Raw genomic sequence first — 12,340 nt, 5'->3', positions numbered from 1 at the left:
TTCAACAGACACCGGAGCCTGAGGTCCTGCGCGCTGCCAGTCGCACAGCTTTAGCAGCTTGGAATGGATTCAACTCATAGGTCATCTCCTCCAGGCACACCAGTAGTCGCACAGCTTTAGCAGCTTGGAATGGATTCAACCCAAGGGCGCGACCATGGGGTTCTTGCCGCTGAAGTCGCACAGCTTTAGCAGCTTCGAATGGATTCAACTCTTAGGGGGATTTCTCTTGTTCGGGCCGAAAGTCGCACAGCTTTAGCAGCTTGGAATGGATTCAACGCCCAAGGTCGATTTCGGCGCGCCCGCCCCGGGTCGCACAGCTTTAGCAGCTTGGAATGGATTCAACGTCTGAAAATACTATCGCCAGTCTCTTCACGGGTCGCACAGCTCTAGCAGCTTGGAATGGATTCAACATCTATGATCAACCTTGCTATCGTGACAGTATTGTCGCACAGCTTTAGCAGCTTGGAATGGATTCAACTCAAAAGTTAGTGACCCTCCGTTACCATGGGCAAGTCGCACAGCTTTAGCTGCTTGGATTGGATTCAACAGATAATCGCGAAACTGGTGGTGCTGATGTAGGGTCGCACAGCTTTAGCAGCTTGGAATGGATTCAACGAATCAGTTCATGACCCTCGAAGAAATTTTCAGTCGCACAGCTTTAGCAGCTTGGAATGGATTCAACCTGCTATGCTCGTAGATCCGCGTTTCTTGCCTGTCGCACAGCTTTAGCAGCTTGGAATGGATTCAACCATATTTAAAGGACTAAATAGCACCCAGTTAAGTCGCACAGCTTTAGCAGCTTGGAATGGATTCAACTGAGTAAATACTTCAAATCTGGTGATCAAGTTGTCGCACAGCTTTAGCAGCTTGGAATGGATTCAACAGCCACCCCGGAAACCTCTGTCCCCAGACGCACTTAGGGAGCCTTTCGGGGAACCTCGCGGCGGTTGCGATCCAAGGTGCTGATTGAACCGCGGCGGGCGAGAAAATGCAACTCAGGTTTCTGATTTTGCTGGCTGGGGAACCGGCGTTCGGCGGGTGAGCGCAAGCCTCTATGAAGGTTGAGGTTTTCGTGCACGCGGGGCGCCGGGGCCGGGGCGGCGGGGGGTTCCCCGCTGGGTCAGAGGATGGTTGCGGCGGGGATGTAGGCGACGCGCTCGTCGCGGTGGTTGTGGGAGCGTTGACGGCAGGCGCGGCAGATGGCGTAGAAGCGCAGGTCGTCGCCCGCGGCGAGCAGCGGCTTGATCTCGGCCTTGAGCCGGGCGAGTTCCGGCTCGCCCGCGACGACGATCTCGAAGACGGAGCGCTGTACCCGCTGACCGTAGACGGCCAGGTGCTTGCCGACACGGGTGCGGTTGGCGTCGTCGGTGATGTCGAAGCAGGCAAGGTAGAGGTTCATCGTCGCGGTGCTCGGTTGTCGGGGGGCGCTGCCGATCGTGCTAGCGCATCCGCCACGCCTTGAATGGCTTGCCCTCGTTGATCCAGGTGCGCACGCCCAGCGCCTGCCGGTGGAGATGGACGAAGAGCTTCTCCGGCTTTTCGTCGCCCAGGGCGGTGACGGGGGTCTCGAAGCGGCGGATGAGTAGGGCGAGGTATTTGCGCCGGGCGGCGGAGTCGATGATGCAGCCGCCGGCCGGGCTCTGGCTGAAGTTCTCGGGGGTGATCTCGCCGCGGGTGATGACGGTGAGGGCGGCGCGCTCGACCACGTGGCGAAAGGGCTCCATGAGGTCGGAGGCGAGCGCCGCGTGGCGGCCCCGGCCCTGGTGGTAGAAACCCTTCCAGGGGAGCAGGCCGACGGCGCGCACGATGCTCTCGCAGTAGCCGTAGAGCAGGGTGTAGCCCAGTGAGAGCAGGACGTTGAAGGGGTCGCGCGGAGGGCGGCGGTTGCGGCCCTGAAAGCCCAAGGTCTCCGGCAGGGTCTCGGCGATCCGGCGGTAGAGTTCGCGCGTGGCCTCCCCTTCGAGCCCCAGCAGGGTGGCGGCGTCAGTCACCTTGGGCAGGTCGCGCAGGGCCTGGTCGATGAGGCGGGTGTCCCAGCCCTTCTCGCGCAGCCGCAGGGTCTCTTTCAGGTGGCGGATGCGGCTGGTGATGACCTCGACGGCGGCCGGCAGGGTGCGCTGCGGGTCGCTGAAGAGCGCGGTTTGGCGCAGCCAGAGGCCGCTGCCGTGCTCCCCGGGGGTGCCGGACCAGAGGGCGCCGTCGTAGGCGCCAAGTCCGGTGGCGAGATGGATCGGGACCTCCTGGCGCAGGGCTTCGCGCAGGGCGGGGGTGGTGATCTGGTGGTTGCCGAACAGGATCACCGCCTGGAGTCCGTGCCAGGGCAGGTGATGGACGACCTGGTCGTCGCGCAGGACGGTGAGGTGGCGGTCGCGGGCGGCGATGAGGCAGGGGTCGCCGGTGACGCACAGCAGCACCCCTTCGGTGTCGGCCTCGCCCAGATTCACCGGCTCGCAGCGGGCGATGCGGGCGATCAGGGTCGCCAGGTCGTCCTCGGCATCGACCGGTTCGGCCGCCCGGGCGGCCAGGGCGGCGAGCCAGGAGTGCGCCGGGACCTGGTCCGCTTTGCTCAGGGCGCCGCGCTCGCCACTCACATCGACGACCAGGTCGTTGACGAACAGGTAGCCGAGATAGCGGAAGCCCTGGTCCATGGCGGTGATGCGGGTCTTGTCGGGGTGCAGGGCGAGCCCGTGTTCGGCCAGCGAGGCGGCGGCGGCGGCCCCCGCCCGGCGCGCCTCCTCCGGGTCCTTGCACAGGACGACGAAATCGTCGGCAAAGCGGATCAGGTGGAAGCCGGCGGTCTGCAGGTCGCTGTCAAAGTCGTCGAGCATCAGATTGGCCATCAGCGGGCTCAGGGGCGAGCCCTGGGGCAGGCCGTTGACGCGCTCGATGCGCTCGCCCTGGAACCGGACCGGGGCGGCGAGCCAGGCGGCGACGGCGTCCACCACCGGGTCCTCGCCGAACAGCGCGCTCAGGCGCTCGCGCAGACGGCGCAGGTCCACGCTGTCGAAGAAGTCGCGCACGTCGGACTCGTAGACCCAGCGGTAGCCGGCCCGCCAGGCGGCCTGGATGGCGTGGCTGGCGGTGATCCGGGAGTGGCCGGGGCGGTACCCGTGGGCACCGGTGGAGAACAGCGATTCGATGGCGGGTGAGAGGACCTGCAGCACGGCCCGCTGCACGACGCGGTCGCGCAGCGGCGGGACCGCCAGGGGGCGCAGCCCGCCGTCCTTCTTGGGGATGAGAAAACCGCGCAGTTCCGGGGCCTGATAGTCTCCGGCCAGGAGCCGGGCGAGGTCGGCGTGCAGGGTCTCGATGGGCGGCGGCGGCGCGTCGCGCTCAGCGTCCGCGTCATCGGCGTCCGGGTCGCCGAGCCAGGCGACCGCGGGATCGAGCGTGAGCTGGGCGATCTCGTCGCTGCCGGTGAGGACATGGCGCCAGGCGGCGGCGAGGTTGTCCTCCCGGTCGGCGAGCGTCAGCAGGGAGGCGGCGGGCAGTGGGCGGCGGTAGCTGAAGCCCCCGTCGGCGGTGCGCAACTGGTAGCGGCCGAAGCCGAAGGCGGTGCGTTGCCCCATGCCGATATACTGGCCGAGGATGAGCAGCCGCCACCAGGCCGGGCTGAGCCGGCCTTCCAGTTGCAGCCGCCCGGAGAGCCCGCCCATGACCTGGTCGCGGTCTTCGACGTCACGGTACTCGTTATCCACCCAGAACAGGTGGGCACGGGGACAGGCGAGCGGCGGCGGCGCGCCGCGCGCGCTGGTCGCCTGTGCGCGCCGCCGCAGCAGGTCGGCCATGCTATCGTGCAGACGCGCGAGCAGCAGGGCGGGCGGCAGGTCCCCGGGGTCGCGGCAATAGCGGGCCTCGCCGGTCTGGTCGCCGCGGCTGGACTTTTCCTTGAGCAGGCGGGCCGGGGCGAGCCACTGCCAGTGCCAGGTGTCCTGGCCGATCCACAACCCAAGCTCGCGCTCCAGCGTCTCGGTGCTGTAGGGGCTGAGATCCGCGACCGACGCGACCGGGGTTTCGGCGAAGGCGTCCTGCAACCGGGCCAATCGCCAGTTGTCGGCGAACGGCACCCCGCGCCCGCCCCGCGGGGCGCCGCGCGGCAGGTCTCCCAGGCGGGTCAGCAACTGCGCGAGCGTGGGTTCACCGCCGCGCAGCGCGATGATCAGGAAGCGGTAATAGTCCCCTGGCCGGTAGTCGGTATGGCCGGATTCCGGGGTGTCGATGCGGATGTGCAGGTCGTAACCGGGGGCGTCGTGCAGGAGGCTGCGCAGCAGGGCGGTGAGCGCTGCCTGGTGGAAAAAGCGGGGTTGGCTGGGGGCCGTACATTGCAGTGTGACGACGACGGCGCGCAGCGGCAGCAGGTCGGCGAGCGGGAGGTCGGGATCGGTGTAGGGGTCGGTCGCGGGCATGATCACGCTCGTGGGTTGGCAGCTTCGATGGTACAGAATTCTTGGCGTTCTTCGCGTCTTTGCGGTTCAATCCTCTCCCTGACCATGAAAGACCCCATCCCCAGTCTCGACGACACCCCCTCGCGCCTCGGCCGCGTCATGCTGTTCGCCGCCTGGGTCGTGGGGCTCGCCCTCCTGGTGCTGTTCTTTAAGGGCATGATCGACCGCCAGGCCAACCCCAACCCGGAGCCGGTCGCCGGCGTCGGTCAGGCCGGCGCGCCCCAGGTGGTGCTGCGCCGCAACCGTGCCGGTCATTACGTGGCCGGCGGGCGGATCAACGGACAGCCCGTGGTCTTCATGTTGGATACCGGGGCCACCGATGTAGCCCTGCCCCTGCCGCTGGCCCGTCGCCTGGGTCTGGCGTTGCGCCCGGGCGGTTTGAGTCAGACCGCCAACGGGACGGTCCAGACCTGGGCCACGCGCCTGGACAGCGTGGACCTGGGGGGGCTGGTGGCCCGCAATCTGCGCGCCAGTGTCCTGCCCAACATGGCGGGGGATGAGGTCCTGCTGGGGATGAGCTATCTGAAGCAACTGGAGTTGGTTCAGCGCGGCGACACCCTGACCCTGCGTGCGCACCGGTGACCTGAGTATCGTTGTCGTTGTCGTTGTCGTTGTCGTAATCGTAATCGTAATCGGAGAGACGATGCGATTTGGGGTGCGAGAGACTCCTGGGCACTACGATAACCTCGATTACGACAACGACAACGACAACGGCGCCAAGAGCATTCTCTAATGGACATGTTTAACTTATCAGTGAACCGTTCCCAAGTGCTATCGCCAATGACCCCGCCCGTTATACCGATGCCTGCGCAGACCACTGCGGGTCCGGACCAGGCCCCGGTGCCCGACCTGCACGGCATCGTTGCGGGCTTTGTCGCCGGGGCCCTGGCGGGTCCCGTGGTCCCGTTGGGCAAGGGCTTGATCAACGATACCTTTGCCGTCACCACGACCGCCGGGTGCTATGTCCTGCAGCGTGTCAATCAGCGGGTCTTTCCGCAGCCCGAGCGGATCATGGCCAATCTCGCCGTGCTTGCCGCCCACACCGCGGGTCGCGACGGGCTGCGGGTGCCGGCCCTGGTGGCGGCGCGCGACGGCCGCCCCTTCCTGCGGACCGCGGCGGGGGACCTCTGGCGCCTGATGGAGTTGATCCCGGACGCCGTCACCCTGGAACGGCTCACGACCGCCGCCCAGGCGCACCAGGTCGGCCGCGCGCTGGGCCGCTTCCACCGGCTGACCCGGGACCTGGACCCGCGGCGCCTGGGGCTCACGCTCCCCGGCTTCCACCGCACACCGGACTATCTCGCCCGCCATCTGGCCCTGCGCGCGGCGGCGGGGCCGGGCGCGGGCGACGCGGCCGAGTCCGCCTGCATGGCCTTCATCAATGACCGCGGCGCGCTCGCTCCGGTGCTGGAGGAGGCCCTGGCTGCGGGCCGCATCGGGCTGCGGGTCATCCACGGGGACCCGAAGATCGACAACATCCTGTTTCATGCCGTGGATGGTCGGGCGCTGGCCCTGATCGACCTGGATACGGTCCAGCCCGGTCTGATCCAGCACGACTTAGGCGACTGCCTGCGCTCCTGCTGCAACCGCCAGGGCGAGTCGGCGGACGGTCTCGCGGTGCGTTTCGACCTTGCGCTGTGCGACCAGATCCTGAGCGCCTATGCGGCGCAGACCCGCGACTTCCTGACCAGTGGGGAGGTCGCGGTGCTCTACGACAGCATCCGTCTCATGCCCTTTGAACTGGGCCTGCGCTTCCTCAACGACCACTTGGAGGGCGACCGCTATTTCCGCGTCGCCTACCGCGGCCAGAATCTCCATAAGGCTGGCGTCCAATTCGCCCTGGTGGCCGACATCGAGGCCCAGGAGTCCGCCATCCGCGCACTCATCGCCCGCGCCTACGGTGGCGCGGACTCCCGATAATACTCGTCAATGAGCCCGGGATTGAAAAATCTGTCGGCTCTTGCGCGATTGCCGGACTGGTGTCGGGAGTTCCGCTGGGCGGTACTGAGACCCGGCGGTGACTCAGGTCGCTCCGGGCGTGGCGCTACCGGCGTCCGCGACCGCATGGGCGATCACCTCCACCAAGACCTCGAGTTCTTCCGCGGTGATGACGGTGAGCATCCGGTCGATCAGTTCCGGGGGAAGCTGGATAGAGACGCTGCGCTCGTCCGGGAGCTTGATGGTCAGGCCGCTGCCGTCGTGCGGGCGCAGCGGCGGCGTGGCGTGCTCGGCCCGCAGGGCCTCTTCCACGGCGAAGAGCTCGTCATACATCGACTCCACGCGCTCTGCCAGTTCGTCATCCAGACCGGCCTCATCGACGACCACCAGGGTCTCAAGGACGCCGGGCTCCAGGGTCCAGGCCAGGCCCTGTTCGGTCAAAAATTCCTGGAAGTGCTTGCGCGGGGCCTCCTGAAAAAAGACATACTCCAACATGGCTGCGTGACCTCCAGCGACAGTGGCGTGGTGACCCCCAGGTGGTCACCGGGTTTCGCGGGGCACTCGGCGCCCCGGGGCGCCGTCATTTTACCCCAACGGCAGTGGCCGCAAGATTAGCCGCTCCGGACGCTGACACAGAAGAAACAAGGGGATCTGAGCAGCATCCGGCTCGCCCGATGGGTGAGCCAAATCACTCCGGCAACGCCTTGAAATTCCTTGGAACTTGGTGCCTTGGCGTGAGAACTGCTCTTTCCAGGCTGATCTCTGACAGCCCTTTTCAGGGTTATGAACCGGCTTCTCATCACGAACATCCACACTGCATCCCTGCGCCTCGCCCCCGGCCGGCTGCTGGCGACACTGTTCCCGCCGACCTGCCTGCTGTGCGGCGCGCCGGGTGCGCTCGGGCGCGACCTGTGCGAGGGTTGTGCGGCGGACCTGCCCTACAACCGCGACGCCTGCCCCCGTTGCGCCTTGCCCTTCGCGGCGCCGCGGCCGCCGGGCAGCCTCTGCGGCGCCTGTCAGCGGCGCCCGCCGCCCAGCGCGTGCACGCTCGCGGCACTACGTTATGAGACGCCGCTGCCGACCCTGGTCGGGGGGATGAAGTTCCGCGGCCGGCTCAACCACGCGCGCCTGCTCGGAGCCTTGCTGGCGGATGCGGTGCAGCGCCGGGCCGCGCCGCTGCCGCAGGCGCTGGTCCCGGTGCCGCTGCACCCCGCACGGCTGGCGGCGCGCGGCTATAACCAGGCGGTGGAGATCGCCCGCGTAGTCGGGCGCGTGCTGGACCTGCCGCTCGATGTCGCGTGTTGCCGCCGAGTATTGGCCACCCCACCCCAGGCCGGTCTGGACGAGCCGACCCGCCGGCGCAACATCCGCGGCGCCTTCACGGCCCTGACGCCCTTTGCGTGGGGGCAGGTCGCCATCTTGGACGACGTCCTGACTACCGGGAGCACCGTCAATGAGTTGACGCGAGTGCTGCGCCGCGCCGGGGCGCGCTCGGTGGAGGTGTGGGCGGTCGCGCGTACACCCTGACGATCCTCAGAAGAACGACTTGATGACCAGCTGCATGAAGGGCAGGGCGTCGATGCGCCGCTCGATGTGATCGGTGAGGCGCCGGTAGGCCGGGCCCTTGGTGTCCTGGAAGGCGGCGGCGAAGGCCGCCGCGCTGAAACCCTCCGGCAGTCCGTCGATGGACGGCATGATGTCGGCCTCCGTCAGCCCCCTCGCCGCGGCCTGCTGGATCAGCCGGGCGGACTTGCGCTCGCTGGTCGCGACCTCGCCGAAGCGGGTGCCCGCCCGGTCTGCGGCCAGGTCCGCGAAGCTGAATCCGCTGCCGCCTTGGGAGTCGGAAAGCTCCTTGTAGAGTCCCACCAGGTCCGCGAGGGTAGTGCCGCCCCCGGCCGTGATGGCCGCCGAGGTCATGAAGTGCGCAGCCAAATCGGCGCGTCCGCGCAGTTCCACGGCGCGAAAGACGGAAGCGGGGGCCGTCGCGTCGGCCTGGGCCGGATCGCGGATGCCCTGGCGGTTCACATAGGCGGCCAGGGCAAGGATGGCCGCCCGGTTCTCCGTCGGCGCCGCGGCGGCGTCCTGCCGGCCGGCCGCGGTCAACACCAGGGTGAGCAGCTCAGGCAGGGGGATCACCGCCCGCTTGGGACGGCCGGCGCCGTAGCGCATCAGTTGCCCCTGATAGCGCAGCATCCGTGCCCGCTCGTCGGCCGACACCAGTCCGCTGCCGACCTCGGCCAGGGCGTCGCGGTGCCATTCGTAGGTCAGGAGCGCCAGGTCCGGTTTGATTGCCACGCGCTGGATCAGGCCTGACTGGTCCAGGGCCGCGGTCAGGCGCTCCGCCAGGGTCTCGACCAGGGCCCGCGGCAGGGGCAGGCCGGCGAGGCGCGCCCGTTCGATGCGCGGCAGTCGCTCACCCGCCAGCAGGCTCAGATCCAGATTGATAAAGCGCCCCCGCGGGTCCCAGGGCAGGCCCAGGGAGGCGGCCACCCGTGCCCGGTCGCGCTCCAGACGCACCGCGACCCGGCCCGGGCCGACGCGCTCGATGAGATAAGCGCCAAGGATATTGGCCTGGTCCTCGGAGAGGGTCAGCGTGATGCGCTCCCGGGCGCGCCGGCCGGTCGGCGTGGCCGCGGCCAGCCACTGTTTGGCCCAAAGTCGCTCGGCGCCGGTCAGGGTGCGATCCAGGGGGACCAGGGGCCGGCTGTCGCGGACCACTTGGACGGCGAGCCCGGCGAACAGCAGCAGCGTGAGTGCCGACAGCCAAGCCAGGACCTTGGTCAGTGTGCGCACCGCTGCCTGTCGCACCCCACAGGCGGTTCGGCTCAGCATCCACATACCGTACAACTGCAACCGGAAACCATTGCCGCGTCGCTCACGGAGCCGATGCGTATGGCTTCGCCCGCGTCTTGGGTATCGGCTTGTTTGTCGCCCGGCAGTGATTGTTGGTCAGCCGACTTGCTGTTACCTGGTGCGGCCGGGGCGCCTTCGCGCGTCAGTTCAGCAACGCGCTGCGAGTAGACCTTTTTCAGGCAAGCAGCGTCCTGGCAGGTATTGCGCTTTTTCATCCAATCGTAAACGCCCTGGTGCGCTGGAGCAGGAGTGCCTGAGAAATCATGGTGAAGGTGCCTTCAGTCCGGTCGTGGTTGGGGAAGAGAGTGCTCATTGAGTGTCCGCTGCACGGTCATCCGAGAAAGAGCAGTTCTCTCACAGAGACACAAAGATCACAAAGATTCTCAAAGCGATATGTCGGTCGACGTGGTCACCTGGGCGGTGATCGGCGCAACGCCTTCAATGATCTGTTTTTCTTTGTGTTCTTTGTGTCTTTGTGAGAGCAATTGCCGGATTTAGGGTCAGCGCGCCCGCGCCAGATGCGCCTGTACCATCTTGATCTCGCCATAGGAACAGTCATCGCCGAGCCTCTGCTTGACCAACCCGAGTTCTTCCGGCCCCGTCTGCGCAAGCACGGCGCTGATCCGCGCGATCTTCTTCTCGTCGATGAAGTCCGTGACGGCGAGTTCGCCGCTGCGGATATAGTGGGCCAGATGGCCCGCGATGGTGTTGGGTTGTAGCGAGCGGCGGCCGGCGATCTCCTCGATGCTCAAGCCCTCCTGATACAGGCGATAGCTGATCAGTTTTGTATCATCTTGCGCGGCATCGGCCGCGGTCGCGGCCTCGATCCCCTGGCCGCGGCACCAGTCGGCGACGATGCCCAGGATCTCCTGGCCATAGCGCGCGACGGAGGGCTTGCCCAGGCCTTTGACGGCGGCCAGCGTCTTCGGGTCCTGGGGCCGGGTGGCGGCAATCTGCTTCAGCACGGCGCGGGTCAGAACGCGGTAGCGCTCGAGGCCCTCGCGCTCTTCCTCTGCCGCCTTCTGGTCGCGCCAACGCCGCAGCGCCCCCAGCAGTCCGGAATCCTCGGCAGCGCCGGGCCGCGGCGCAAACCCTTGCCCGGTCGGCGGCCCTTTGGGCTCGGCGTCGATCCGCGCCTTCGCGAGCGCGCCCAGATGGGCGGCCGTCGCGAACCCCTCCCGGCAGCTCGCAACGCCGGCGGTCTTGAGCGCCAGCTCCTGACGCAGGTCCTCGACGGCCTGGCCGAGCGACTTGCGCAGCGCCTTGTTGTCGGTCCCGAACGAGAAGGCGGCGAGCCAGGGGCACAAGCCCTGCTGGAGGTGCTCGGAGAAATAGGCGGACGCCTTGCGCAGGCGCTCCTGCACGCGCTCGTCGTCCTCCGGGGTGCGGTCCTCCCGGAACAGCGCGCGCAGTTGGCCCCGGAACTTGGCGGCGACGGCGACGACCGCCGCATGGGTCTGGCGCTCCAGCGCGTCGATGACATCAGCGCCGTTCGCGTCGATCACCTGGCGGTGGTCGCGCAGCAGCGCGAGCAGCCGCCGCAAGCGGGCGCCGAGCTCGTCGAAGTCCCAGCATTCCAGCAGGAGGCGCTGCTGGTAGGCGCCGCGCGCCTGATCGATCCGGTCCTGGGTCGGCGGGTAGCGGGTGGCCTCGGTGACATAGTCCGCCACCACCCGATCGGTCATGACCGCCCGGCGCGGGATCGGGGTGCCGAGCACCAGCCCCTCGAAGGTCTTGCAGCGGCTTAAGGCCACATAGACCTGCCCGTGGGAGAAGGCGGCTCCGGCCTCGACGATGGCCCGCTCGAAGGTCAGGCCCTGGCTCTTGTGGATGGTGATGGCCCAGGCCAGGCGCAACGGGTATTGGGTGAAGCGGCCGATGACCTCCTCGGTGATCGCCTTGGTCTCTTCATCGAGGCGGTATTGGATATTGTCCCAGGTGACCGGCGCGACCTCGATCGCGTCCTCCTCATCCGGGCAGCGCACCACGACGCGCTCGCGCCCAAGGTGAGTGACGGTGCCGATCTTGCCGTTGAAATAGCGCTTCTCGGGTGCGCCGTCGTTGCGGACGAACATGACCTGGGCGCCTTGCTTCAGGGTCAACTTCTCGGCCGTCGGGTAGCTGTGCGGCGGGTAGTCGCCCTGGATGTTCGCGGCGAAGGTGAATGACTTGGCGGCGAGCGCGTCGAGGTGCGTCTCGTTGATGCGATCGGCGCCCTGGTTGTGCGTCGTCAGCGTGATATAGCCCGCCGCCTCCCCGGGCTGGAACCCGGGCAGATAGCGTGAATTCAACCGCTCCAGGGTCGCATCGTCCAGCCGATTGTCGCGCACGCAATTGAGCAGCGCGATGAAGTCCGCGTCGGACTGGCGGTAGATGTGCTCCAGTTCAATGGGCACCACCTCGGTCGCCTGCAGCGCCCGGCTGCCGAAGAAATACGCGGATTCATAGAATTCCCGCAGGATGGCCCAGTCCTGCCCGGGCACCACGGGCGCGAGCTGATGCAGATCGCCGATCATCAGGAGTTGGACGCCGCCGAAGGGCCGCTCGCAGCGGCGCTCCCGGCGCAGCACGAAATCGACCGCATCGAGCAGGTCGCAGCGGACCATACTGATCTCATCGATGATGAGGAGATCCAGGCCCTGGACCAGCTCGCGCTTCTGCCGGCTCAAGCGCCGCTCCGCCGCCTGGCGCTGGACCTCCCCGCCGGGCACGAAGGGTCCGAACGGGAGTTGGAAGAAGGAGTGCAGGGTCACGCCGCCGGCATTGATCGCGGCCACCCCGGTCGGGGCGGTGACGACCGTGCGCTTGGGCAGGTCCGCTTTCAGCGTGTGCAGGAAGGTGGTCTTGCCGGTACCGGCCTTGCCGGTCAGGAAGACACTCAGATCCGTGCCGCGGATGAGGTCCTGCGCCAACTGCAACTGGGGATTGGGCATTTGCGTCTCGACGGCGGTGCGGGGCAGGGGGCATTGTCCGGCTTTTCTAGCCTTGCGGCCAGTCGCGGGGCGGGTCCCAAGTGGTCCCGTGCGATACCCATCGATAAGGACCGACCTTGCGGACAGAGTCGGTGGGCGGGGCGTTCTGGCCGAAATAGGTACGATGGCCGA

General features: G+C 67.3%; 9 protein-coding genes and 1 CRISPR repeat array. Of the genes, 3 read left to right on the top strand and 6 right to left on the bottom strand.

Annotated features, from left to right (window positions below; genetic code table 11):
- Positions 1–39: 39 nt before the first annotated feature.
- A CRISPR array of direct repeats spans positions 40–883; the repeat unit is 35 nt; unit sequence GTCGCACAGCTTTAGCAGCTTGGAATGGATTCAAC.
- A gap of 237 nt (positions 884–1,120) precedes the next feature.
- Positions 1,121–1,399, bottom strand: coding sequence for a CRISPR-associated endonuclease Cas2 (gene cas2, locus QZY48_RS32720; protein WP_295438677.1), 279 nt, complete (start codon positions 1,397–1,399; stop codon positions 1,121–1,123).
- 40 nt (positions 1,400–1,439) lie between these two features.
- Positions 1,440–4,406 carry a CRISPR-associated endonuclease Cas1 gene (gene cas1, locus QZY48_RS32715; RefSeq protein WP_295438675.1) on the bottom strand — a complete coding sequence of 989 codons (2,967 nt, stop codon included), beginning with the start codon at positions 4,404–4,406 and terminating at the stop codon, positions 1,440–1,442.
- An 84-nt stretch (positions 4,407–4,490) separates the two neighbouring features.
- Between cas1 and QZY48_RS32710 the strand changes: the two genes are divergently transcribed.
- Complete coding sequence (locus QZY48_RS32710; RefSeq protein ID WP_295438674.1) at positions 4,491–5,027, top strand: TIGR02281 family clan AA aspartic protease; 537 nt, start codon at positions 4,491–4,493, stop codon at positions 5,025–5,027.
- Between the two features lie 219 nt (positions 5,028–5,246).
- Positions 5,247–6,365 (top strand): aminoglycoside phosphotransferase family protein, encoded by a 1,119-nt coding sequence (locus QZY48_RS32705; RefSeq protein WP_295438672.1) that lies wholly within the window; start codon positions 5,247–5,249, stop codon positions 6,363–6,365.
- A gap of 102 nt (positions 6,366–6,467) precedes the next feature.
- Here QZY48_RS32705 and QZY48_RS32700 read toward each other — a convergent pair whose 3' ends face one another.
- Positions 6,468–6,878: a hypothetical protein gene (locus QZY48_RS32700; RefSeq protein ID WP_295438671.1), complete on the bottom strand. Its 411-nt coding sequence runs from the start codon at positions 6,876–6,878 to the stop codon at positions 6,468–6,470.
- A gap of 288 nt (positions 6,879–7,166) precedes the next feature.
- On the opposite strand from QZY48_RS32700, the gene QZY48_RS32695 reads away from it, so the two are divergent.
- A complete protein-coding gene (locus tag QZY48_RS32695; RefSeq protein ID WP_295438669.1) occupies positions 7,167–7,910 on the top strand; it encodes a ComF family protein in 744 nt (247 codons plus the stop codon).
- 6 nt (positions 7,911–7,916) lie between these two features.
- On the opposite strand, the gene QZY48_RS32690 is transcribed toward QZY48_RS32695, so the two are convergent.
- The 3 genes from QZY48_RS32690 to QZY48_RS32680 form a co-directional block, all read right to left on the bottom strand.
- Positions 7,917–9,215 carry a hypothetical protein gene (locus QZY48_RS32690; RefSeq protein WP_295438667.1) on the bottom strand — a complete coding sequence of 433 codons (1,299 nt, stop codon included), beginning with the start codon at positions 9,213–9,215 and terminating at the stop codon, positions 7,917–7,919.
- On the bottom strand, positions 9,209–9,451 hold the full coding sequence (locus tag QZY48_RS32685) for a hypothetical protein (RefSeq protein WP_295438665.1): 243 nt from the start codon (positions 9,449–9,451) through the stop codon (positions 9,209–9,211). The genes QZY48_RS32690 and QZY48_RS32685 overlap by 7 nt, the downstream gene beginning before the upstream one ends.
- Positions 9,452–9,736: 285 nt before the next feature.
- Positions 9,737–12,169: a helix-turn-helix domain-containing protein gene (locus QZY48_RS32680; RefSeq protein WP_295438663.1), complete on the bottom strand. Its 2,433-nt coding sequence runs from the start codon at positions 12,167–12,169 to the stop codon at positions 9,737–9,739.
- Positions 12,170–12,340 lie beyond the last annotated feature (171 nt).

The sequence above is a fragment of the uncultured Thiodictyon sp. genome, from assembly GCF_903828115.1.
In the GTDB taxonomy this organism is placed as follows: domain Bacteria; phylum Pseudomonadota; class Gammaproteobacteria; order Chromatiales; family Chromatiaceae; genus Thiodictyon.
Note: the sequence above shows the minus strand (reverse complement) of the source record. Positions and strands in the feature narration are given on the sequence as shown.

Excerpts from the sequence above, each read along its gene's own strand:
- cas2 (WP_295438677.1), bottom strand. The coding sequence starts at position 1,399 with ATGAACCTCTACCTTGCCTGCTTCGACATCACCGACGACGCCAACCGC.
- cas1 (WP_295438675.1), bottom strand. The coding sequence starts at position 4,406 with ATGCCCGCGACCGACCCCTACACCGATCCCGACCTCCCGCTCGCCGAC.
- QZY48_RS32710 (WP_295438674.1), top strand. The coding sequence starts at position 4,491 with ATGAAAGACCCCATCCCCAGTCTCGACGACACCCCCTCGCGCCTCGGC.
- QZY48_RS32705 (WP_295438672.1), top strand. The coding sequence starts at position 5,247 with ATGCCTGCGCAGACCACTGCGGGTCCGGACCAGGCCCCGGTGCCCGAC.
- QZY48_RS32700 (WP_295438671.1), bottom strand. The coding sequence starts at position 6,878 with ATGTTGGAGTATGTCTTTTTTCAGGAGGCCCCGCGCAAGCACTTCCAG.
- QZY48_RS32695 (WP_295438669.1), top strand. The coding sequence starts at position 7,167 with ATGAACCGGCTTCTCATCACGAACATCCACACTGCATCCCTGCGCCTC.
- QZY48_RS32690 (WP_295438667.1), bottom strand. The coding sequence starts at position 9,215 with ATGCTGAGCCGAACCGCCTGTGGGGTGCGACAGGCAGCGGTGCGCACA.
- QZY48_RS32685 (WP_295438665.1), bottom strand. The coding sequence starts at position 9,451 with ATGAAAAAGCGCAATACCTGCCAGGACGCTGCTTGCCTGAAAAAGGTC.
- QZY48_RS32680 (WP_295438663.1), bottom strand. The coding sequence starts at position 12,169 with ATGCCCAATCCCCAGTTGCAGTTGGCGCAGGACCTCATCCGCGGCACG.